The 22588-nt window shown below is 58.9% G+C and carries 18 protein-coding genes and 1 tRNA gene; 4 read left to right on the forward strand and 15 right to left on the reverse strand.

The window, feature by feature from the left end; all coding sequences use genetic code 11:
* Positions 1-36: 36 nt before the first annotated feature.
* From QFX07_RS04685 to QFX07_RS04700, 4 genes are all read right to left on the reverse strand, one after another.
* Positions 37-486, reverse strand: a complete 450-nt coding sequence (locus tag QFX07_RS04685) for an NfeD family protein (protein ID WP_279754919.1) — start codon at positions 484-486, stop codon at positions 37-39.
* A gap of 550 nt (positions 487-1036) precedes the next feature.
* Positions 1037-2107, reverse strand: coding sequence for an anthranilate phosphoribosyltransferase (trpD, locus tag QFX07_RS04690; RefSeq protein ID WP_279754918.1), 1071 nt, complete (start codon positions 2105-2107; stop codon positions 1037-1039).
* 109 nt (positions 2108-2216) lie between these two features.
* On the reverse strand, positions 2217-2570 hold the full coding sequence (locus tag QFX07_RS04695) for a HesB/IscA family protein (RefSeq protein WP_005506039.1): 354 nt from the start codon (positions 2568-2570) through the stop codon (positions 2217-2219).
* Positions 2571-2859: 289 nt separating this feature from the next.
* The gene (locus tag QFX07_RS04700; RefSeq protein WP_279754917.1) at positions 2860-4254 is read right to left on the reverse strand and encodes a M20/M25/M40 family metallo-hydrolase; all 1395 of its coding nucleotides are present in this window, start codon (positions 4252-4254) and stop codon (positions 2860-2862) included.
* A 126-nt stretch (positions 4255-4380) separates the two neighbouring features.
* On the opposite strand from QFX07_RS04700, the gene QFX07_RS04705 reads away from it, so the two are divergent.
* On the forward strand, positions 4381-5010 hold the full coding sequence (locus QFX07_RS04705; protein WP_279754916.1) for a DUF3043 domain-containing protein: 630 nt from the start codon (positions 4381-4383) through the stop codon (positions 5008-5010).
* Between the two features lie 651 nt (positions 5011-5661).
* On the opposite strand, the gene QFX07_RS04710 is transcribed toward QFX07_RS04705, so the two are convergent.
* The 6 genes from QFX07_RS04710 to QFX07_RS04735 form a co-directional block, all read right to left on the reverse strand.
* Positions 5662-6750 (reverse strand): quinone-dependent dihydroorotate dehydrogenase, encoded by a 1089-nt coding sequence (locus QFX07_RS04710; protein WP_279754915.1) that lies wholly within the window; start codon positions 6748-6750, stop codon positions 5662-5664.
* Between the two features lie 77 nt (positions 6751-6827).
* Positions 6828-7619: an isoprenyl transferase gene (locus tag QFX07_RS04715; protein ID WP_279754914.1), complete on the reverse strand. Its 792-nt coding sequence runs from the start codon at positions 7617-7619 to the stop codon at positions 6828-6830.
* Between the two features lie 262 nt (positions 7620-7881).
* Positions 7882-8733, reverse strand: a complete 852-nt coding sequence (recO, locus tag QFX07_RS04720) for a DNA repair protein RecO (RefSeq protein ID WP_279754913.1) — start codon at positions 8731-8733, stop codon at positions 7882-7884.
* 201 nt (positions 8734-8934) lie between these two features.
* Complete coding sequence (locus QFX07_RS04725) at positions 8935-9210, reverse strand: hypothetical protein (RefSeq protein ID WP_279754912.1); 276 nt, start codon at positions 9208-9210, stop codon at positions 8935-8937.
* A 349-nt stretch (positions 9211-9559) separates the two neighbouring features.
* A complete protein-coding gene (locus tag QFX07_RS04730; protein WP_279739873.1) occupies positions 9560-10519 on the reverse strand; it encodes an L-lactate dehydrogenase in 960 nt (319 codons plus the stop codon).
* Positions 10520-10794: 275 nt separating this feature from the next.
* Positions 10795-12339 carry an amidohydrolase gene (locus QFX07_RS04735; RefSeq protein ID WP_279754911.1) on the reverse strand — a complete coding sequence of 515 codons (1545 nt, stop codon included), beginning with the start codon at positions 12337-12339 and terminating at the stop codon, positions 10795-10797.
* Between the two features lie 339 nt (positions 12340-12678).
* Here QFX07_RS04735 and QFX07_RS04740 point away from each other — a divergent pair, with 339 nt between their 5' ends.
* Entirely contained in the window at positions 12679-13764 is a 1086-nt protein-coding gene (locus QFX07_RS04740) for a 2,3-butanediol dehydrogenase (RefSeq protein ID WP_279754910.1), read from the forward strand.
* A 281-nt stretch (positions 13765-14045) separates the two neighbouring features.
* On the opposite strand, the gene QFX07_RS04745 is transcribed toward QFX07_RS04740, so the two are convergent.
* Positions 14046-14131: transfer RNA gene (locus tag QFX07_RS04745), tRNA-Leu, on the reverse strand.
* A 222-nt stretch (positions 14132-14353) separates the two neighbouring features.
* Here QFX07_RS04745 and pepN point away from each other — a divergent pair.
* Both pepN and QFX07_RS04755 read left to right on the forward strand, forming a co-directional pair.
* The gene (gene pepN / locus QFX07_RS04750) at positions 14354-17026 is read left to right on the forward strand and encodes an aminopeptidase N (RefSeq protein ID WP_279754909.1); all 2673 of its coding nucleotides are present in this window, start codon (positions 14354-14356) and stop codon (positions 17024-17026) included.
* Positions 17027-17392: 366 nt separating this feature from the next.
* On the forward strand, positions 17393-18628 hold the full coding sequence (locus QFX07_RS04755; RefSeq protein WP_279754908.1) for a hypothetical protein: 1236 nt from the start codon (positions 17393-17395) through the stop codon (positions 18626-18628).
* A gap of 148 nt (positions 18629-18776) precedes the next feature.
* On the opposite strand, the gene QFX07_RS04760 is transcribed toward QFX07_RS04755, so the two are convergent.
* The 4 genes from QFX07_RS04760 to QFX07_RS04775 form a co-directional block, all read right to left on the reverse strand.
* The gene (locus tag QFX07_RS04760) at positions 18777-19907 is read right to left on the reverse strand and encodes an LCP family protein (RefSeq protein ID WP_279739862.1); all 1131 of its coding nucleotides are present in this window, start codon (positions 19905-19907) and stop codon (positions 18777-18779) included.
* A 325-nt stretch (positions 19908-20232) separates the two neighbouring features.
* Complete coding sequence (locus tag QFX07_RS04765; RefSeq protein ID WP_005506069.1) at positions 20233-20487, reverse strand: type B 50S ribosomal protein L31; 255 nt, start codon at positions 20485-20487, stop codon at positions 20233-20235.
* 253 nt (positions 20488-20740) lie between these two features.
* Positions 20741-21619, reverse strand: coding sequence for a TrmH family RNA methyltransferase (locus QFX07_RS04770; protein ID WP_279739850.1), 879 nt, complete (start codon positions 21617-21619; stop codon positions 20741-20743).
* Positions 21616-22404, reverse strand: a complete 789-nt coding sequence (locus QFX07_RS04775; protein WP_279739847.1) for an ABC transporter ATP-binding protein — start codon at positions 22402-22404, stop codon at positions 21616-21618. The genes QFX07_RS04770 and QFX07_RS04775 overlap by 4 nt, the downstream gene beginning before the upstream one ends.
* Between the last annotated feature and the right edge of the window lie 184 nt (positions 22405-22588).

A 22588-nucleotide genomic window follows, 5' to 3' on the forward strand; every position in this document is an offset into this window, starting at 1 on the left:
CTGAACCTGCTTCTAGAGCCGGTATTCAGATGGGTCTTAAGCGTAGGGGAGAGGCTCTACGATTGCAGTAGCACCCTCGATGGCTCGCACCCTCACGTGTGATCCTGCAACAAGCGTTCCGGAGGCGGTGCGCGCCGTCCAAGTGTCGCCCGATAGTACCACCAAGCCAGTTTCACTAGTCACATCTTGAGTGACGCGCACCTCAGAACCAATGAGCGCTTCGGCATTAGTGACAGCTCCGGTGGCTGTTTTATTAAGTTTTTTCAGCAGCGGCGGGCGCAGACCAAGAACCAGAATCAGGCAGGTTACCACGAAAATAACGGTTCGAATCAACATGTTATCCACGAAGGGTGATATTGCTGCAGTGACGCCTGCACTAATTGCCAGCATGAGAAAGAACAGGTCGAGGCTGAGCATTTCTATGACGGCGAAAACGAGTGCGAGTGCGACCCAGAGTGTCCAGGGTGTCCCAAAAAGCCAATCCACGAGTTTTCTCCTTTGATGTACATCAACCGGCGTGGTTGACACTGAATCTGTACACGAGGCAACGACACCTTCGTGATGCGGGGTATATCCATTATTCCAGGTGGATTGAGTACTGTCGACGGTTCTGGTGACCGGGTGAGGTTAATACATGAACTGTTAAGACTTTATTTAGATACGGGGAATCTTGGGTTCATTCTAGACCTCCCTAAAAAGCCGATAATATACATTATGTAAAGTAAACCTATTTTTCACTACCCCACCGGCTGCCCACGGATGGTTTATACGCTCTAGCTGGCACGGACCAAACCGGGACTCCTGATAATGAAACTGTTGCGACTGCACTGTTCCATGCGGGAGCTCGGGATCCGCACCCCTCGCATCTTTCTCTGCGCTCAGCGCACCTCAGCTAGCCGTACACTCACATGCTCCGAACCTCTGACTCCTCAGTACGTCCCGTTAAACGACAAACACCCGAGACAAGCTCACACCATTCAGTGCGCCCCATCTCGGGTGCCTATCATCAGCTACTGAGCTTCTTTATTCTGCATGCTTATTCTGCGTGCTTAGAGCTGAACTCTACCCAGGCGTTAAGCACACGCTCTGCTGCACCGGATGCAATAGATTCGCGTGCATCAGCCAATGCCTGTGTGAAGCGAGCCTCAAAACTTTCGCCGTTGGTCGGGCGGTACGCGACCAGGCCTGCGGCAGCGTTCATCACCACAGCGTCGTGAATGGCACGCAGCGGGCTCTTCGGGGCCTCGCCCTCCCCCGCCAAAATTGCACGGAAAACGCCCGCGTTGTACTCGGCGTCGCCACCACGCAACTGCTCCAGCGGTGCGTTCTGCAGACCATACTCGGTCGGATCAAAACGGTACTCGGTCAGTTCACCGTCTACGGCCTCCCACAGGCAGCTCGTGGTGGCGATGGTCAGCTCATCCAGGCCGTCATCACCACGGAAAATCAGGGCGTGATCTCTGCGCTCCGCGAAGACGTGAGCCATCTTCTCAGCCATGACCGGGTTAGCAACACCGATAGCTGAGGACTTCACGCGAGCCGGGTTCGTCATGGGACCCAGGTAGTTGAAAGCGGTCGGAATGCCCAGCAGGCGGCGAGTCGGGCCCACGTGGCGCATTGCCGGGTGGAAGGTCATCGCAAACAGGAACGTGATGCCGGTCTCGCGAGCGCATTCGGCGACTGCGGGAATGGGCATGTCGAGGCGGATTCCGAGGGCTTCGAGGACGTCTGCGGAGCCGGATTTGGAGGTGGATGCACGGTTGCCGTGCTTGACGACGGTGGCGCCGGTGCCTGCGATGACGAGGGCTGCCATGGTGGAGATGTTGACGGTGTTTTGCTGGTCGCCGCCGGTGCCGACGATGTCTACGGCGTGGGGGTCGATGTCGACGGTTTCGGCTTTGGCAATCATGCCGGCTGCGAGTGCGCCGAGTTCTTCGGGGGTTTCGCCTTTGGAGTGGAGGGCGGTGAGGAAGGATGCGAGGATCGGCTGTTCGGTTTGGCCGGTCATGATTTGGTCCATTGCCCAGGCGACTTCGGTGTCGGTGAGGTTTTGGTGTTTGACGAGCTGGTTGAGGATGTATTTCCAGGTGATTTCGTGCGTAGTCATGTGTTAAGTGTAAAACCCCCGCCGCGTATCTGCATGGTTGGTTGCAGGATGCGAGACGGGGGTTTGTTAGGCGTGTTGCGCTTTAGTGGCGCGGGTGGGTGCCTTCGGTTTAGTGGAAGGAGTCACCGCATGCGCAGGAGCCTGCTGCGTTGGGGTTGTCGATGGAGAAGCCCTGCTTTTCGATGGTGTCTTCGAAGTCGATGGTGGAGCCGTCGAGGTAGGGTGCGCTCATCTTGTCGACGATGACTTCTACACCGTCGAAGTTGCGGACTGCGTCGCCGTCGAGGACGCGCTCGTCGAAGTAGAGCTGGTAGATGAGGCCGGAGCAGCCGCCGGGCTGGACGGCGATGCGCAGGCGCAGGTCGGTGCGGCCTTCCTGTTCGAGGAGGGTGCGGACCTTGGTCTGTGCTACTTCGGTGAGGTTGACGCCGTGGGTCGGCAGTTCGGTGGTGGTTTCACTCATTGGTGTGTCCTTTTGTTTGGTTGGTTGCCCATGTGCGCCGCGTGTGGGTGCGTGTGGGCGTTTTAGCCTTCACGATACGCGCCCGGGTGTTTGATGTACAACCTAGGGTGTGCATAGTTCGCCGGGGGCGTGAGTGTTGGTGTGAGGGCTTGACATGTAATTCTGCTTCTAGGATACCGAAAAAGTGGGGGTTGGGGTTTGTGACCCTTCTCCCCCACTTTTTGTGGCTGTTTCTCCCCCGCGCTTCCTGAAACTTTCTATCCGAGTGGGTACTGGTTAGCGGGCGCGTTTAGCGGGCGCCGAGTGCGCTGAGCAGTAGCGCCTCCGCGAGGATTGCTTTCTTGAAGTCCGGGATGTAGAGGGACTCGTTGGCGCTGTGTGCGCGGGTGTCGGGGTCTTCTACGCCGGTGACGAGGATTTGTGCCTGCGGGAAGATGTCCTTCAGGTCGGAGATGAACGGGATGGAGCCGCCCATGCCGGTCTGTACGGGTTCGATGTCCCATGCGGCGCGCATTGCGTCGAGGGCGGTCTGTGCGCCGTCTGCGTCGACTTCGGTGGCGAAGGGCATGCCGGAGTCAACGGCGGTGTATTTCGCCTGTGCGCCGTGGGGTGCGTGTGCCTTGATGTGTTCGGCGAGTGCGCGGTGTGCGTTTTCGGGGTTGTCACCGGGTGCTAGGCGGGTGCTGATGCGTGCGCGGGATACGACGGCGAGGGTGTTGGAGGAGGTTGCGATGGAGGGGATGTCCATGCCGATGACGGAGATTGCCGGCTGGGTCCACAGTCGGGAGGCAACGCTACCGGTGCCTGTCAGGGGTACGGTGTCAAGGATTCCGGAGTCGTTGCGGAAGTCTGTTTCGGCGTATTCGAGTTCGGGTTCGGGGGCGCGGTGTAGGCCTTCGACGGCTACGGCGCCGGTGGCGTCGTGCAGTGTGGCGATGAGCTGTGCCATGAGGGCGTGGGCGTCGAGCATGGGGCCGCCGAACATGCCGGAGTGGATGGCGTGGCTGCCGACGCGTACTTCGATGTCGCCGGATGCGACGCCGCGTAGGCTGGTGGTCAGTGCGGGTACGCCGGCGCGCCAGTTGGCGGAGTCTGCGACGACAATGTAGTCGGCGGACAATTCCTCACGGTAAGTGTTGAGGAAGGCGACGAAGGAGGGTGAGCCTGCCTCTTCTTCACCCTCAATGAAGAGCTTCACGCCGAGCTTGAAGTCTTCGCCGAGAGTTTCGTTGAGGGCTGCGAGCGCGGCGAGGTGTACGAGGATGCCTGCTTTGTCGTCTGCTGCGCCGCGACCGTAGAGGCGGTCACCCTTGCGGGTTGCGACGAAGGGGTCGGTGTCCCACAGCTCGAGGTCGCCGGCGGGCTGCACGTCGTGGTGGGCGTAGAGCAGGATGGTCGGGTAGCCTTCTGCGGCGGGGCGGGAGGCGATGACGGCGGGCATGCCCTGCTTTTCGGTACCGTCTGCGGTGGTGTAGGTGGCGCGTTCGATGCGTACGTTGTCGAAGCCTGCCTTGGTTGCGAGCGCGGCGACTGCTTCGGCGCTGCGGTCTACTTGGGTGAGGTCGTGCGATTCCCAGGCGATGGAGGGAATGGCGACGAGCTCGGTGAGGGTCTGCAGGTTTGCTTCGAAGTTTTTGGTGACGGCGTCGCTCAGGGCGCTGTGGTGGGTGAATTCAGTAGTCATATTTCTACCTTACCCCCACCTTGGCCCTGTCTTGGCCCCGACCGCCGGGTGGTTGGGTTCGTTTCAGTTGCTGGTGTGGGCTTGTGGGGGCGGGTTTGGTGTGTGCCGTTCGGGTATGATGGGAGGGTGTTTGGTCGTAAGAAAGAGAAGGCTGAAGCGGAAGCTGTTCAGCCGCAGGTTGTAGAGGAGCCTCAGGCTCCGGTTAATCCGAAGTTCACCCCGAAGAAGGGCCGTCCTACTCCTTCGCGTAAGGAGCAGCAGGCGGCTCGTCGTCAGCCTCTGGTTGTTAATGACCGTAAGGAGGCGAAGGCTCGTGAACGTGAGGCGATGGCGAAGGCTCGTGAGCGTCAGAATGATGCGTTGATGGGTGGCGATCAGCGTTACCTGCCCGCTGTGGACCGTGGTTCGCAGCGCCGTTATATCCGTGATTATGTGGATGCGCGCCGTAACCTTGGCGATCTTATGCTGGCTGTGCTGCTGGTCCTGCTCATTGGTGGCTGGATTGCTCAGGGTGTGGCGGGTACGTCTTCTGCTGCGGCTCCGATTTATTACGGTTCCGTGTACGCAATGTATGCGCTGATGATTCTGTGGGTTGTTGACTACTTCATTTTGTGGCGTGGCTTGAAGAAGAAGCTGATTGCGAAGTTCGGCGAGGTTCAGCGTGGTTCTGGTATGTACGCGTTTAACCGTGTGATGATGATTCGTCGTATGCGCCGCCCGGTTCCGATGGTGAAGTACGGTGAGTACCCGCACTAAGTCTTAGTGCCTTATAGGTACTTGGGGAGAGGTCCTGAAGGTTCAGGCCTCTCCCCTATTTTTGTGTTCTTATTTTTATGTTCTTACATGAGGAGCCACATATGCTCCGAGAAGCTACTTCTTTGAAGGTTTCCGTATAGTCTCCAGTTTGAATTGAGTAATTTTCATTCAAGACCCAAGCGCGAATCGTCTTCCAAGCCGAAAATCGACTTGTCTCGATATCCCTATTCCGGTGCCTCAGGCTTGGGGTCATTCTGGGCGGTCCCTTTGAATCAGTAGGGCGGTACTCCCCATCCGGTGCCTTTGAGCCGCCCGAGTAGCAGCGGACAGTAGACGGGGTGGCACTCGCCGAAGGCGGCTCAGATGCTGAAGCCGACTCACTAGGCACGGCGGAGGCGGTGGCTGCCGCCTCATTATTCGCCTTCTGGCCACACACCGCGAGCAAGGCGCCAAGGCCCACGAGTGCGCCGCTACCCAGCAGGCGCGACAATTCAATGCTTTATACGTCAAATAACTATGCGTGCTATCGGCGGAATAGAGGGCACACAAAAAGGGGGCACCGCCTCCACCCCAACGGGTAGAGAACGGTGCCCCCTTTCAGCACGCAGAGTCAGCGCGACGGGAAGCATAACGCTCCCGCCTGCAAACCTTCTAGCGGCGAGCGCGGCGTAGCTTCACCAGGCCACGGTTAATGTGTGCCGCCCAGAGCGGCCCCTCATACAGGAACGCGGTGTAGCCCTGCACCAGGTCAGCGCCAGCGTCCAGGCGCTCCTGCACATCCTCGGCGGTGGTCACGCCACCAACGGAGATGATGGCGAGGTCGTCACCGATTTCACGCTTGAGCAGGCGCAACACCTCCAGGGAACGGGGCTTCAGCGGCGCACCGGAAAGGCCGCCAGAACCGATTTCCTTGACCTTGGTCATGTCGCTGGTCAGGCCCAGGCCTTCGCGGGCGATGGTGGTGTTGGTGGCGATGATACCGTCCAGCTTCAGTTCCTTCGCAAGGGCTGCCACCTCGATAACGTCCTCATCAACCAGGTCCGGCGCAATCTTCACGGTCAGCGGTACGTGGCGGTTGGGGCATACGCGGTCTGCCTCTTCACGCACGGCGGCAAGCAGCGGGCGCAGCGACTCGATAGCCTGCAGGGTGCGCAGACCCGGAGTGTTCGGGGAGGAGACGTTCACGACCAGGTAGTCTGCCTGCGGTGCCAGGGTGCGGGTAGAAATCAGGTAGTCCTCGATAGCGTTATCGAGCTCGACGACCTTGGTCTTGCCGATGTTCACACCAATGACGGGGCGTACGGCGCCGCGGTATTCGGTTTCGAGGTCTGCGCGGGCGGCGGCTACGCGCGGGCCTGCCGCTGCGGCACCGTCGTTGTTGAATCCCATGCGGTTGATGACCGCCTTATCTTCCACGAGGCGGAAGAGGCGCGGCTGCGGGTTGCCCGGCTGTGCCTGACCGGTGATGGTACCGATCTCGACGTGGCCGAAGCCGATACCAGCCAGCGCGGCAATGCCCTTACCGCCCTTGTCGAAGCCTGCAGCCAGACCGAACGGCGAGGGGAAAGTAATGCCCATGACGGTAGTTGCCAGTTCGGGTGCGGGCTGGAAGTACTTGCGCAGCGCGCGGGTGATGCCGACGTTGCGCAGGGTCTGAACGCCCCAGAAGCCGACGTGGTGTGCCTTCTCGGGGTCCATGCCTTTGAAGAAGATGTTGAAGAAGGTCGGGTAGATGCGCATTTATTCTCCCTAGTGTTGGAGGGTGTGGGTGGTTTATGGGGCTATGAGCCGGGCGTGCCGGGCCTGTATGTCTGGAGTTACTTGTTGTTGGCGACGGCGTCAACAGCGCCACCGTAGCGGCGGTCGCGGCGCGCGTACTCTTCGACAGCTTCCCAGAGGGTGCGGCGGTCAACGTCGGGCCAGAGCACGTTCATGAAAATCATCTCGGCGTAGGCGCTCTGCCAGAGCAAAAAGTTCGAGATGCGCTGCTCACCGGAGGAACGCAGGAACAGGTCAACGTCGGGCAGGTCAGGCTCGTCCAGGTATTTCTGGATGGTCTTTTCGGTAATGTTGCCGGGCTTGAGCTTGCCCGCCACTGCGTCCGCCGCGATAGCTGCCGCCGCGTCAGCGATTTCTGCACGGCCGCCGTAGTTCACGCACATGGTGAGGGTGCAGACGGTGTTATCGATGGTTTCACGCTCGCAGTGTTCGAGCTCTTCAATGACGTTCTTCCACAGCTTGGGTCGGCGGCCAGCCCAGCGGATGCGCACACCCCAGGTCTTGAGGGTTGCCAGCTGACGCTGCAGCACCTCGGTGGAGAAACGCATAATGAACGCAACTTCGCTGGGTGAGCGCTTCCAGTTTTCGGTGGAGAACGCGTAGGCGGTCACGTACGGGATGCCCATTTCGATAGCGCCCGCAACGACATCCAGCAGTGCCGCCTCGCCGGCGCGGTGGCCCTCGGTGCGGGGTAGGCCGCGTTCGTTGGCCCAGCGTCCGTTACCATCCATGACAACAGCAACATGCTGCGGAATGAACTTCTTCGGAATCGGCGGCGGGGTTGCCCCGGTGGGGTGTGCGGGCGGGGGTACGGGCTGGGTGCGTGCCATATGTGCCTTCCTTCCCTGGCGGGTTCTCCCCCGGGGGTCGTTTGCCTAGATATGCGCCAGATATAAACCTGGTGTGCTGTTAGCTATTTTACCGTGACACAGCGCGCATGGGCGGGTGCTTCGGGGGTTATTTTGCGTCCTGGTTGACCCATATTTGACGCACCCGTGTGCATCTGCGCTGTACCGACTGTTCCGGGTGGGTTCTGGCGGGTCTTTGCTATGCCGACCGGTCTTTACTGAGCCAATTTTTACTGCCCCGGTTTTACGGTGCAGGATTCTCCGCTTCGAGGGCACTCGCCGTTTTGAGGGGGTGTTCAAGCAGGTTCTGGGTGGTTTTCAGGTAGAGTCCCAGAACTTTGGAGGCAACCGGCACGGGTGCGGTGTCAATCGTCGCCCAGGCGCGCGGATCCGCCGATGCGGTGGCGAGCGCATAGCCGAGCTCTTCGGCGCGCAGGCCGGTTAGGGGTGTGTCGGTGGCGGGTGCGCATTGGGGGCAGAGGACCGTGTGGTGCCCGTAGGTGTGGGCGGTGTGGAAGGCAATGTACCTGCCGCTTCCGCTTGTAGTACCGGGGGTGCTACTGTCTGCTCGGTTATCGCCCGGGTAATCTGCGTTCACGAGCGGGTTGCCGCATCGGGTGCAGTTTTCACCGATGAGCGGCCAGCCGGCGGCGTTCATGCTGCGCGCCAGGTAGCGGGTCAGAATCCTCTGCGGTACATGTTGGCCGTGCGCGAGCGCGGCAAGCGCCCCGTGGGTCAGGGTGTAGATGTCGGCGGTGCTGTCGGTATCTTTGGTGAGTGCTTCCGCCAGTTCGGCGATGGTAGAGGCGCATGTGTACGCATCGTAGTTCGCCATGATCGGTGCGGTGTAGGCGTGCAGGGTTACCGCCTGGGTGATGGTGTGCAGGTTGGTGCGGCCGCGGCTGAAGGACAGGTCGGTGTGCATGAACGGTTCGAGTCGTCCACCGAACTTGGAGGTGGGTTTGCGTACGGCTTTGGCGACGGCGTGGGTGATTCCGCCGTCGCGGGTGAGCATGATGATGATGCGGTCGGTTTCGCCGAGTTTTTGGGTGCGGAGGATGAGGGCGGCGTCGCGCCAGGTGCGGGGTTCGCTCACGGGTTTCTCCGTTCTCGGTACATGCTCTGTGGATGTGTGGTGGATTCTCAGTCGGTGTTCGGCGGCCGCTCAGTAGACGCTCGGTAGGCGTTGAGGGCAAAAGCTACGCGGATGTTGCGGGTACGGTTCGACCCCTGCCTCGTTACCCCGTGTAGGGGTACCGGTCAGGGGTCGGTCCGTAACGTATATGTGAGGCGCTATTTAGTCCTCGTAGTCGATATCGTCGTCAATGTCGTCTTCATCATCGAGGATTTCTTCCAGGTCGTCCTCGTCTTCGTCACCGTAGACGCTCAGGGGGGTGACCTCATTGTAGGCTTCGAAGAGGGCATCTTCGTAGGCTTCGAAGGCGTTGGCGATTTCTACGTATGCCTCATCGACGGCGGGGTCGTGCTCGCCGGTTCGGTCTACGACGGCGGTCAGGTGCGCCTCCAGTGCGTCAAGGAGGCGGGTGAGTTCGGTGCGAGGATCAATGCTCATGCCATTAATTCTACTACTTACGCATCTATGGTGTGCTCCCGGCGGTCATACAGCGGTTTAAATGCGGGACCGTGAACGGGCACGGCAGGTAAAACGGTAGCTAGAATCGCGGCGATAGTAGCAAGCACCAAAGCCAGAGCGGTATAGCCAGGTTGGTAAAACCAAGTGTGCATGCAGCACATCAAGCACCGCATAGAAATATCTCCAGACACAGCGAACCCGCCGCCCCCAGTTCCCCCACTCCTGAAGGGGGCAGGTGCCGGGTGCGGCGGGTTCTTCTGCCGGTTAGCTCAGCTATACGCTGCGCCTACTGAATGTTTACTTCTTGCGAATCATGAACCCGAGAGAATTAGAAACCGAGGGAAGCTGCGGATGCGCGGATTGCCTCAGCGGATGCCTTCAGCTGTGCCAGCTCAGCATCGTTCATGGGGACCTCAAGCACGCGCTGGATGCCCTCACGGTTCACGATGGTGGGCAGGGACAGTGCAACGTCCTTGAAGCCGTACAGCTCGCCAGCAATGGTGGTGGAGACGGGCAGCACTGCGTTCTGGCCGCCGAGGAATGCCTCAGCGATACGTGCACCGGAGATACCGATTGCGTAGTTAGTGGAGCCCTTGCCCTCGATGACCTTGTATGCTGCGCGCATAGCTTCGGTTGCCAGCTCTGCACGAACCTCTTCGGTGAAGACGAGCTTGCCGTCCTGCTCCCACTCGGAGAGAGGAACCATACCGATGTTTGCTGCGGACCAGATGGGGAACTCGGAGTCGCCGTGCTCACCGACCACATTTGCGTGAACGCTCTTGATGGAGACGCCAGCCTTGTTAGCAATCAGCCAACGCAGGCGGGAGGAGTCCAGAACGGTACCGGAGGACAGCACGCGGTTTGCGGGCAGGCCGGTAATCTTCTGAGCAACAATGGTGAGAACGTCACAGGGGTTAGTGACGAGCATGATGATTGCGTTGGGTGCTACGGACAGGATGTTCGGCAGTAGCTTCTCGAGGATTGCGACGTTTGCGCCTGCCAGTTCGAGGCGGGGCTGGCCGGGCTTCTGGCGAGCGCCAGCAGTGATGATAACCATGTCGCAGTCGCGCAGCAGTTCGATGTCGTCGCCACCGGTTACGGTTGCTTCGTGTGCGAACATTGCGCCGTGTGCGATGTCCAGTGCTTCAGCGTGTGCGCGCTTGCCGTCGATGTCGTACAGGACGATTTCGTCTGCGGAGCCGCGGACCATAGCTGCGTATGCGGTTGCGCTACCGACGCCGCCTGCACCGATGACGCCGAGCTTGGTGGGGTTGTTGACACCGTTCATTGCTGTATGCCCTCTTTCGTGAGAGTTATCCGTGTGGTGCGAGAAGATTCTCGCATGGTCTATCAGGAAGCGGGTGTGTGCCTCGGGGTTGAATTTCCTTAGGTGGTCGTTCTTCTCCGGTGGGCTCGCTCCGTTATGTTCTATTATGCCGCAAATTCTGCGTTTTGTGTTGGGTTATTTTGCTTTTTTCGATAGGTGCTGGTGACTTTATGGGCTATGAGGGGTGTTTTTCACTCATAAAACCAAATAATGACCTTCTGACCTTTTGAGCAAGCTCACATGCCGCTAAAGTAGCCCTCTACATCCACGGCACCGCCGGAAGCCTCAAAACCAGCACGAACCACCTGCGCCAACTCGTCGTCAACCAGGAAATCCAAAGCCACAGAAGCCAAACCGAACGCAGCATCCAGGGCAGCATCCACCGCTGCCGGAGTGTCCGCACAGTGCGCGAACTCCACCGTATGCATACCGGTACCCTCTGGAGCAATCTGAATCAGCGGGTGAATGCCGGGCACACGCAGGCTCACATTACCAAAATCGGTAGAAGCCGCCAAGGTGTCGCTAACCGTGCCGGGTGGATACGGGTGGCGACCCACCGAACGCTGAGCCGAAACCCAACGCTTCAACAGCGGACGGTTCGTACGCACCGGCATGGTCATCGGTGAAGAATCCCAGGTCACCTCCGCACTCACACCAGCCATGAGCGCCGCACCGCGCAGCACCTCCTCAACCCGTCGCGACAGTGCACGCAGAGTCGGCGCATGCTTAGAACGGATATTAATATGCAGGCTCGCGGTGGCAGGAATCAGGTTCGGCGCGTCCCCACCGTGGTCAATAATCGCGTGGATACGGTCCGAACCGGGAATCTGCTGACGCAACAAACCCAAACCCTGATACGCCAGATTCGCCGCGTCCAGGGCGTTACGACCCATAAACGGGTGCGAGGAAGCGTGCGCGCTTACGCCCGTATAGGTCACGCGACATTCACGGCGACCCAACCACGCCTGATCGGCCACATCCATAAAGTAGGGGTGCACCATAATCGCGGCATCCACCTGCTCAAACGCGCCGGCGCGCGCCATCAGCTCCTTACCGGCATCAGACTCTTCGGCAGGCGTGCCGTAGTAGAGGACCCTACCGCTGAATGCCTCGGGGCCGGCGGCGAGCGCATCCACCAGGGCGAGGAAAGCACCCAGCCCGGATACCGCAATAACGCTGTGACCGCAGCCGTGGCCGATGCCAGGCAGTGCATCATATTCGGAGAGAATCGCAATGGTGCGATGTTTGGTGGGGTCGTAGTCGGCACTGGTGAGTTCCACCTTGAACGCGGTACCCAGGCCGAAGGCAGGGTACTCGATACTGAGGTTCGGGTACGCTTTGCGGACCGCATCAACGAGCGTTCGGGATGCGAAATACTCCTCGTAGGCAGTCTCAGGATGCGCGTGAATCGCCTTGAGAATTGCGGTCAAAGAATCCGCACGAGTGGCTACAGATGCGGCCAGGTCGCGGCGAATATGCGCCAGCCCACTGTCTTCATCAAGACGGTGACCGCGCCCCTTTCCATGACCCTGGCGCTCGCCGCGGCTACGCTCCTGCTCAGGATGCGCAAGTCCACACTTGTGGCGGTGCTCAGCGGCATGCTTACACTGCTCAGTTTCAAGGGCAAGGATCTCGGAGTACTCGCTACCGCGCACGCAATCAGCATCGGGCGCATCATAGTGGCGGGTTATTGCGGCAGGTCGGTTCGGTGTCATTCGACCGGAACTGTCAGAAGTGGGCTGGGTGTGGGCGGCGGTGCCCTGTGCGTTCGTGTCAGTCATGCTTCCACGCTACCGTCTGCGCTCGCCGGGCGCTAGATGGTCAGGCGTGATGGAGTCGAAAACATCCAAAAAGAAATATCTGTCACATAAAAGAAAATTTGTATATATCCTATGAATCTTTGATTCATTGGAGTAGCGTTAAACACATGGGAGCGACAATCCAGCCGCACCCATCACCATCCGGCGCTAGCGATGCGAATGCCGGCAGGACAGTTCACAACCGGTCCAGACCATGTCGTTTGGGCCTCTGTCAATACCGTGACAGACCCATGGATGCGAACCGTACCAGCATGCACACACCGCGGTGAGCGCCACAACCACGCTAAGGAGCTCCATCCCATGAAGGCAGCACGCTTCTACGACCGCCACGACATCCGCATTGAAGATATCCCCGCACCCGAAGCCGCTGCGGGCGAGGTTCTGGTTAAGGTCGCCTGGTGCGGCATTTGCGGTACCGACCTGCACGAATACCTGGACGGCCCCATCTTCTGCCCCCAGCACGGTCGCCCCCACCCCATTTCTGGCGAGGACTCCCCCGTCACCCTCGGTCACGAATTCTCCGGTGTTGTTGAAGCACTGGGCGAAGGCGTAGACGACCTGCAGGTTGGCGACCACGTTGTTGTCGAGCCCTACATCATTCGCGATGATGTCTACACCGGCCCCGATTCCAAGGACTACCACCTGTCTAAGGACATGAACTTCATCGGCCTGGCAGGTCGCGGTGGTGGTCTGTCCGAGAAGGTTGCCGTCAAGCGTCGCTGGGTTCACAAGATTCCTAATAACATTCCCCTGGACGAGGCTGCACTGATTGAGCCCCTGAGCGTTGGCTACCACGCTGTTGAGCGTGCAGGCGAGTTCGAAGAGGGCGCATTCGCGCTGGTCACCGGTGCTGGCCCCATCGGTCTGCTAACCTCCGCAGTTCTGAAGGCTAAGGGCGCTAAGGTCATCATCTCCGAATTGTCCCCGCTGCGCCGCCAGAAGGCTCTGGACTCCGGTGTTGCTGACTACGCTTTCTCCCCCGCAGAGACCGACGTTCTGGCTGAGATTCACAAGCTGACCGACGGCCGTGGCACTGACATCGCCTTCGAGTGCACCTCCGTTCAGCCCGCACTGGATCTGATTCTGGATGCCCTTAAGCCGACCGGCAAGGTTGTCATCGTCTCCATTTGGGGCAAGCCCGCTTCCCTGGATGTGCAGAAGATTGTGCTCAAGGAGCTCGATATCCGCGGCACCATCGCATACGTGAACTCCCACCCGGAAACCATTAAGCTCGTTGAGTCCGGCAAGATTAACCTCAAGCCCTTCATCACCGGCAAGATTGCTGTGGAGGACCTAATTGACAAGGGCTTCGACACCCTGATTCACCACAACGAGACCGCTGTGAAGATTCTGGTCACCACTGACCCGGAGCGTCTGGCTGAGTAATACAGTTTCAGCTGATATAGCTGTTCTTCTAGCTTCCCTAGCGTAGCTAGTGTGGGGTGAGGTTCCCTTCAAGGAGCCTCACCCCACTACTTTTTTGCGCGCTGATATATTTTGAGTGCTTCTTTGTGCCAGAAGTTTCTGCGCCTATTTTTGCAGCCCGAAAGTTTTCAGTCTGAAAGGTTTCAGCCGGGGTCTTCCCGAAAGGCGCAGGCCAGCAAACTGCTGGTGAAATTGTCCAAACATACAAAAATCCCCGGTTCCGAAGAACCGGGGATTATCTGTGCGCGAGGGGGGACTTGAACCCCCACCCTCTAATACGAGGACTAGCACCTCAAGCTAGCGCGTCTGCCTATTCCGCCACCCGCGCAGGTGACTTTCGAACGTTTTCCTTTCGGTGCCGCTCGAAGCAACACGTAATACTATACGGGCTTTCTGGATACTCTGCAAATCGAATGAACATGTTCTATATCACATATTCAGGGTTGATTGATTCCCCGCATCCTGGGTGATCTTCTCGCACCGCGAGTAATATGACCGGCACGCCCACTCAACTGCCATATTTGCGGTCATAACGACTAGAATAAAAAGCATGAATAATGAGAACCTCTCCCGCGAAGAAGCCGCAGAACGTTCGGCTCTCATCAGTGTCGACACCTACGACGTGCATGTCGACCTGACTAACGCCAAGGACCCCGAATTTGAGTCCTACCCTACCGTCACCACCGTCCGATTCTCCTGCAACACCCCCGGTGCAGAAACTTTCATCGACTACATCCACCACAGCGTCGACTCCGTTAAGCTCAACGGCACCGAACTGCCCCTGGCTGATGTCGTCGACGGCGCACGCATCACCCTGCCCAACCTGCAGGCAGAAAACGTGCTCACCATCCACGGTCGCTCCTACTACTCCCGCTCCGGCGAAGGTATGCACCGCTACTTCGATCCCTCCGACGGTCGCGTCTACCTGTACACCCAGTACGAGCCCTCCGACTGCCGCCGAGTCTTCCCGAACTTCGAGCAGCCCGACCTGAAGGCAGTCTTCAACTTCCGCATCACCGCACCCAAGGACTGGGTCGTCAGCTCCAACGGCGTACTCGAAAGCCAGGTCGTAGACCCCGCCGACGACTCCATCACCAAGCGAGTCTTCTCCCCCACCGCAAAGATCTCCACCTACATCACCGCAATCGTTGCCGGCGAATACTTCACCGCAACCACCACCTACAAGCCCAAGAGCAAGGTCAACAGCGGTGACATCCCCCTGGTCGCATACTGCCGCCAGTCCCTCAAGCCGCACTTCGACTACGACCACATCTTCAAGGTCACCGAAAACGGCCTGGACTTCTTCCAGGACCTCTTCGACTACCCCTACCCGTACCCCAAGTACGAGCAGGCATTCGTACCTGAATACAACATCGGCGCAATGGAGAACCCCGGCCTGGTCACCTTCACCGAAGATTACATCTTCGTCTCCGGCGCAACTGAGGACGACCTCGAAGGCCGAACCAACACCATCTGCCACGAAATGGCACACATGTGGTTCGGCGACCTCGTCACCATGAAGTGGTGGGACGATCTGTGGCTCAAGGAGTCCTTCGCAGACTTCATGGGCACCCTCGGCGCTAAGGAAGCCAACAACTTCAACGACGCATGGGTCACCTTCGCGAACAACCGCAAGGCATGGGCATACATGCAGGACCAGCTGCCCACCACCCACCCCATCGTCGCTGACATCCCCCACCTGGAAGCAGCATCGCAGAACTTCGACGGCATCACCTACGCAAAGGGCGCATCCGTGCTCAAGCAGCTAGTTGCCTACGTCGGCTTCGACACCTTCATCGAAGCAGCACGCGTGTACTTCAAGCGTTTCGAGTGGGGCAACACCTCCCTGAACGACTTCCTGCAGGTACTCAACGAGGTGTCCGGCCGCGACATGCAGGCATGGGCTAACGCATGGCTGCAGACCTCCGGCGTGTCCGCACTGGGTACCAAGCGCGTCTACGGCGAAGACGGTCGGCTCACCGACCTGATCCTCACCCAGGAACTGCCCTCACAGCAGCCCGCAGGTCTGGGCCGCCCCCACGTGGCAAAGCTGGAAACCTTCGCACTGACCGACGGCAAGCTCACCTCCACCGGCCTACTCTCCCTCGAGTACCCGGCAGAGCCCGTCTCCGAGCACCGCGTAGAGCTCACCGAGGAGCAGAAGAAGCTCGTTGGTGAAGCTGACCTGCTCATGCTCAACGCAGAAGACCACACCTACGCCAAGGTCGCCCTGACCGACGAAGACGGCCTGCAGGCAGCTATCGAAGGTGTCTCCACCCTCGAATCCGCACTTTCCCGCGGCCTCATCTGGGGCTCCCTCTGGGAGAACGTGCGCGATGCACGCCTGCCCGTCACCACCTACGTCGACGCAGTCGTACGCAACGTCTCCAAGGAACCGAGCGCATCCCTGCTGGGCACCATGGTCAACAACGCACAGGTCGCTATCGCAACCTTCTCCGCACCCACCGGCCGCGAGCGCCTCTACGACGCTCTCTACGACGCATTCGCAGCAGCACTGGCACAGGCTAAGCCCGGCTCCGACGAGCAGCTGATTCTGCTGCGCGCCCTGATTTCGGTCTCCACCAACGCGACCAAGGGTGAAGAGCTCTGCCGCGATATTGCCCGCGGTGCTTTCGAAGACACCACCGGCGATATTGCTGACGCAACCGGCATTCCTTACGACCAGAACCTGGGTTGGAGTGCACTGGGTGCGCTCGCAAGCCGCGACCTGGTGACCGTTGAGGATCTGGACCGTGCGGCTAAGTACAGCCCCTCCTCGATTTCTTCGAATGGTTACGCGTACGCGATTGCTGCCCTGCCCTCTGCTGAGCGTAAGGCTGCAGCGTACAAGACCATCATGGAAGATGAGTCACTGTCGAACGACGCTCTGGCTTCGACCATTAACGGTTTTGCTCGCGGTCCGGTTGAACTGCGTGAGTCCTACTACGACTCCTACTTTGAGGCTCTGCTGCCCCTTTGGGCGTCCCGTTCAATTGGTATGGCGACCCGCATTGTGCGTGGCCTGTACCCGAAGGCTCCGTACAACACCGGCTCCACAGAGGGCCTGGGCGTTGAGGGTAACCCCTCAGTTGCTTTGGCTCAGCGTTGGCTGGAGGCAAACCCCGAAGCCCCTTCGGCTCTGCGTCGTCTGATTCTCGAGGCTCAGGATCACGGCCACCGTTCGATTGTGGCCCAGAAGTTCAACGTTTCCCTACAGGACTAAGTTGCATGGTTTGAGTAGCTGAGCAGGGTGCTATGACCGCCCTGTGAGGCTCTCAGGCTAATTGATGTAGACCACCGCTTGGCACTTACCCGGTTGTAAACCGGGTGGTGTTTGGGCGGTGGTCTTTTTCGTGGCTTTCTCAGCCAAAATTTTTGTTTTGGGAGTGTCCACACGGAGGGGTCGCGGCTCTTTAGTGCGTTGACGTGAGCCAGTGTTACCGGGACTGATTCCCCCAAACACCAAACTATATGCACCCGGTGCTAAAAGACAGATAAATGTCACCCGTTTTTGTGAGCTGTCCGCTCTGAAAGCATGAGAGAATAGACTAGGTATCCGCTCGCTTAGACATATCAGAAGGAGTTTTCAGTGGTCGATTACGCACTCGGTGACCGCGGTAGCGTTGACGTCGTCACCGATGATTACTATGAAGCAGAAACCCTCCAAATTTTTGAGGAACTGCACATCGACCGTGAACGGATCTGGTACGGTGAAGCGCGCCTTGTTCCCGAATCGGATAACCCCTACGAGCCCAATAGCATCGCCATCTACATTGACGAATTCAAGGTAGGCCGTATGAGTGTGGAGGACTCCGCCGCGTACTGGGATTCCATTACCCGCGTGGTCGCCTCTGGCTACGAACCCATCGCGCACCTGCAGCTCTCCGCTGTTGCCGTACGCGCTGAAGGCGGCGGCATGCACGTGAAGAGCACCGGCGTACTCTCCCTGTCCGCACCCGGCTCTCTCTTCCCCCTCAACGACGCGCCGACCCGCGCAACCCTGCTGCCCCAGGGCCCGTCAATGAAGGTGCTCGATGAGAAGGAGCACTCCGAATACCTGCACAGTATCCTGCCGCCCAGCGGTGAAGGCCGCGTAATCCTGACCCTGGAAGCAAATCAGCTCAAAACCTCCGACGGGCGCTTCGTCGACAGCGTTGAGGTGCGCCACGACCGCAAGCTCGTGGGCCGCCTGAGCACCCAGATGTCCGAGCAGCTGACGCCCGTCATCCGTTACGCATTTGAGAATGACCGCCTTACCAGCGCCTGGGGTACTATTCGCGGTAACACCCTGGAACTATCCCTGACCGTTCAGGCTGCACGCCCCGCGGATATTCCACAGGAGTGGTACGAGACTCTGCCCAATAACGTTCCGGCACTGCTACCCGCTGGTGAAGAGTACGAGGTACCCGCCGCATTCGTGCCCACCGAAGGTGAGCGTCACTACCTGGAATCCTCCGCACAGCAAGCACCGAAGAAGCGTCGTGGTTTCATGAGCTCCCTGACCGGCGGTTCCGCCGCCTCTGAGCCGACCCATTATGAGCCCGCCGCCGAGAAGCCGATAATCGAGTACAGCTTGGAAGAAGAGGAGTACTACGAACCGAACGAGCGTGACCGCCTGCTGAACCTGATCAAGGGTGCAGGCCTCGCCGTTCTGGTCGCCGGCCTGATTTCGATGCTGTGGACCCCGATGCTCGGCATCCTCATCGCTATCATGGGTGGCGCTGTTGCGGCTGTGGCATTCTACTTTGGTCGTCAGCCCTACTACGAAGCCTACGATAACGAAGAGGCTACTGAGCAAGAGGAAAAGCCTGAATCGAAGGCATAAGCTCCTCCCCTCAGAACATACGCACAAAGGGCGGCTACCCACCATTATGGTGAGGTAGCCGCCCTTTCACGTACACAGTTTCTCCAGGAACGGTTAAACACAGCGGGGGTGGAAGCTTATACAAGCTTTCCCGCGCAGGAGTCAAATCTTAATCCTGACCGTAAGTAGCCAAGAACTGATCCATCGTATCATTCCGCAGTGCGCTTGCCAGGTGGGCATTTGCAGCCTGGTTAACCAGAATGATTGACTGACCGTCGTAGGACCAACCCGGGCCTGCGTTCGGCAGGGTGGTCATACGCATCGTAGTGTCACCACTGGTCAGCACCGGAGCCGCAATCTGGGCAATCTGCGCAGCGTTCAGGCCGGAATCCACACGCATATAACCAGAAATAGACTCAACGGAAGACTGGAAAGTGCCCACACTGCTCAGCGCACCCTTAACCTTCATCGTGTTGTATAGGCCGCGCAGGAATGCACGCTGGTTACGGACACGCTGGTAGTCACCGTCAGCGAACTGGTAGCGAGCACGCACGAACGCAAGAGCCGCACCACCATCCATATGCTGCACACCCTGCTTGAAAGACCAGGCATTGATGTCGAAGTCGAACGGTACCTGGACATCCACACCACCGACCGAGTTCACAAGAGCCTTGAAGCCCTCAAACTCAATTTCAGCCACGTGATCAATCTTGATACCAACCAGGCTCTCAACGGTCGCCACCTGCAGAGAAATACCGCCGTAGTTGAGTGCAGCGTTAATCTTCGCCGCACCGTAACCGGGGATGTTCACCCAGGTATCACGCATGATTGAGACCAGGTACACGCCCTTGCCATCAGCCGGAATGTGCATGAGCATGATGCTATCTGCACGGGAGCCGCTCACCTGAGCTGCTTCAGAGCCGGAACGAGTATCACTACCGAGTAGCAGAATATTCTTACCCGGGCCCTTGACAACTCCGTAGTTGTAGCCGTTATCGAGGATGCCGTCGCCGTCCTTATCGTGCTCGCTGGCATTATCTGAGTTGGTATCCCCCGGAGCCTTCAGCTCCGTTACGTTGAGCTTCTTAGCCTCTCCAAGCTGCTCCCTAATTTTTCTGAGGTCTTCGTCCACTTTAGTGATGGAGTCGAACTTCTCGGTCTTGCTATCCCAAGTGTGGCCAGCACGCCAGATAAAGAAACCAATACCGAGGGTAATAACCAGCAGAAGAATCAGCAGGATCAGCAGGGCACGCTTGACCCATTTCTTCCTCTGCGACGGTTCAGAATGCGCGTCGCTCATTAAGTTGTCCTTTGTTTGAGATGGTGATACGCGAGACGCGCAGCGCATCCAGCGAAGTCTCTAGAATACAGAGAGCCGGAGAATACCCGCCGATATGGGGCGGTGCTGGAGGGCACAGAAAATGCACAGCTCGCAAAATACTTACTCATTGTAACGCTGTCAGCTGGTCTACGCACCCGTAAGCGAAAGGTTTTACATTACAACTTTCCTCCCGTTTGGGCGAATATTTTAGATTGCACCGTAAAATGCGCAATGCCCCGCCTCCTTGAAAACCAAGGAGAACGGGGCATTAATCTCGCTAAAAAGCAAAGCTGGGAAAGAAGATTTACTTCTTACCGAAGTTGCCGAAGCGTGCGTTGAAGCGCTCGACGCGACCTGCGGAGTCCATGATGCGCTGTTTACCGGTGTAGAACGGGTGCGACTCGGACGAGATTTCAACCTCGACGATCGGGTACTCGTTGCCGTCTTCCCACTTCTCAGTCTTGTCCGAGGTCATGGTGGAACGGGTCAGGAAGACCTTGCCGGATGCGAGGTCGCGGAACAGAACCAGGTTGTAGTCCGGGTGGATTTCTGCCTTCATTGATATACCTTCTTCTGCTACTGGATTTTGCCAGTAGCCCTTATATAGATGGAGTAGGTTTTTCGATGTGCAGCTATCGAGAAAATCTCAGAGCGCATCACCATTGTGCCCGCGTAGGGCGCGCACAACCCATTAAGGGTACCATCTTCACGGATTAAATCCCAGTACGTTCCCTCACAGGCACCAACCCACACACCGCAAGGGCACCCGAAGAAGGCACTCACGGGGGTTACTAATCAGATCAGAACCCAGGCTATGAACGCGGGCGGGTCTCCCAGAACGCCACGGCGCTCGCCGCCGCAACATTCAAAGAATCCACACCGTGCGACATCGGAATCATCACTGTATCGCCACACGCCGCCAAGGTGCGGAACGACAGACCGTGCCCCTCCGTGCCCAGAATCAGCGCAAGCTTCTCATCCCGGCGAGCAGACAGCTCCTCCAGGGTCAGCGAGTCCTCCTTCAGAGCCAACGCCGCGCTCTTAAAGCCCAGCTCGTGCAAAGTCTGCAAGTTATCAGGCCACGACTCCAAGCGAGCCCACGGCACCTGAAAAACAGTACCCATCGACACGCGAATCGAGCGGCGATACAGCGGATCAGCGCATCGCGGAGTCACTAGCACAGCATCCACGTTCAGCGCGGCAGCCGAACGGAAAATAGCTCCCACATTCGTGTGGTCCACAATGTCTTCCAAAATCGCCACGCGAGAGGCACCTCGCAACAACTGCTCCAGAGGCTGCGGCGCCGGACGAGCCATCGCCGCCAACGCGCCACGATGCAGATGAAAACCGGTCACCTGCTCCAGTTGCTCCTCACTACCCACATACGCGGGAGTGTCAGGATGGGCGCGCAAAACATCCGCCAAATCATCAGCCCACTTCTCACTCATCAGGAAAGAAACAGGCTGATGACCTGCAGCGAGCGCACGACGAATCACCTTCGAAGACTCCGCAATGTAAATACCCCACTGCGGCTCCATGGCGCTACGGAGCTTCACATCAGTCAGCTGCGTGTAGTGGCGTAACGCCTGCTCGGGTGCCTGCGCCAGAGCCGTGACCGATTCGATGGCGTAGACACGCTCGGCACGCTCAGCGATCTGTTCGGCGCTCAGCTGCTTCGGGGCACGGCTCATGCGCGCTTAAACGCGGAGTAACGACCCGCGGAGGTGACGGTCAGAGCCAGGTCCATATCGTAGGTTGCTGCGAGGTTCGCCTCGGTAATGGTGGACAGGATCGGGCCGGCAGCGACCACGCCACCGTCACGGACCAGCAGGGCGTGGGTGAAGCCCGCCGGGATTTCCTCGAGGTGATGGGTGATGAGCACGGTAGCCGGTGCGTAGGGGTCAGCAGCCAGCACGGTCAGACGCTCAACCAGGTCCTCACGACCGGAGATGTCCATGCCGGAACCGGGCTCGTCCAGCAGCAGCATTTCGGGGTCAGTCATGAGGGCGCGGGCAATCAGTGCACGCTTGCGCTCGCCGTCGGAGAGGGAACCGAAGGTGCGGTCAGCGAGGGTATCGACGCCCCACTCAGCCAGCAACTCGGTGGCACGATCGTCGTCCATGACGTCGTATTCTTCCTTCCAACGGCCGGACACAGCGTACGCTGCGGTCACGACAACGTCGGAAACCTTCTCGTTGGCGGGAATCTGGGTAGCTGAAGCACCGGAGGACAGACCAATGCGCGGGCGCAGGTCGAACACGTCAACAGCGCCGAGGGTCTCGTCAAGGATCTCAACCTCGCCGCTGGTCGGGTGCAGGCGGGCTGCCGCAATCGAAAGCAGAGTGGACTTACCGGCGCCGTTGGGGCCCAGAACGACCCAGCGTTCACCTTCGTTCACAGTCCACGAAACGTTGTTAAGGATGGGGCGGCCGCCGCGAATCACGGAGACATTCTGAAGGTTGAGTACGGTGCTCATGGTTCTTCTTCCAGTGAGTTAGATGGATGGGATGCGCCCCCCACCCCGCAACCTATACCGGGTTATCGGAGCGGTTGGTGCATAGTGCGCGGGCACCCCACATTGGGTTCTTCGCGCAAAGTCTTAGGGGCTATAGGTGCCGCTGCGTAAGGGGCGGCCGCCTTATCAAATGTACCTTGTCAGA

Origin of the sequence: Rothia similimucilaginosa (assembly GCF_029850985.2) — a bacterium.
Classification (GTDB): Bacteria; Actinomycetota; Actinomycetes; order Actinomycetales; family Micrococcaceae; genus Rothia.

Excerpts from the sequence above, each read along its gene's own strand:
- trpD (WP_279754918.1), bottom strand. The coding sequence starts at position 2,107 with ATGACTACGCACGAAATCACCTGGAAATACATCCTCAACCAGCTCGTC.
- QFX07_RS04695 (WP_005506039.1), bottom strand. The coding sequence starts at position 2,570 with ATGAGTGAAACCACCACCGAACTGCCGACCCACGGCGTCAACCTCACC.
- QFX07_RS04700 (WP_279754917.1), bottom strand. The coding sequence starts at position 4,254 with ATGACTACTGAATTCACCCACCACAGCGCCCTGAGCGACGCCGTCACC.
- QFX07_RS04710 (WP_279754915.1), bottom strand. The coding sequence starts at position 6,750 with ATGCGCATCTACCCGACCTTCTTCAACATCTTCTTCAAAGGCATGGAC.
- QFX07_RS04715 (WP_279754914.1), bottom strand. The coding sequence starts at position 7,619 with ATGGCACGCACCCAGCCCGTACCCCCGCCCGCACACCCCACCGGGGCA.
- QFX07_RS04725 (WP_279754912.1), bottom strand. The coding sequence starts at position 9,210 with ATGAGCATTGATCCTCGCACCGAACTCACCCGCCTCCTTGACGCACTG.
- QFX07_RS04730 (WP_279739873.1), bottom strand. The coding sequence starts at position 10,519 with ATGAACGGTGTCAACAACCCCACCAAGCTCGGCGTCATCGGTGCAGGC.
- QFX07_RS04735 (WP_279754911.1), bottom strand. The coding sequence starts at position 12,339 with ATGACTGACACGAACGCACAGGGCACCGCCGCCCACACCCAGCCCACT.
- QFX07_RS04740 (WP_279754910.1), top strand. The coding sequence starts at position 12,679 with ATGAAGGCAGCACGCTTCTACGACCGCCACGACATCCGCATTGAAGAT.
- pepN (WP_279754909.1), top strand. The coding sequence starts at position 14,354 with ATGAATAATGAGAACCTCTCCCGCGAAGAAGCCGCAGAACGTTCGGCT.
- QFX07_RS04760 (WP_279739862.1), bottom strand. The coding sequence starts at position 19,907 with ATGAGCGACGCGCATTCTGAACCGTCGCAGAGGAAGAAATGGGTCAAG.
- QFX07_RS04765 (WP_005506069.1), bottom strand. The coding sequence starts at position 20,487 with ATGAAGGCAGAAATCCACCCGGACTACAACCTGGTTCTGTTCCGCGAC.
- QFX07_RS04770 (WP_279739850.1), bottom strand. The coding sequence starts at position 21,619 with ATGAGCCGTGCCCCGAAGCAGCTGAGCGCCGAACAGATCGCTGAGCGT.
- QFX07_RS04775 (WP_279739847.1), bottom strand. The coding sequence starts at position 22,404 with ATGAGCACCGTACTCAACCTTCAGAATGTCTCCGTGATTCGCGGCGGC.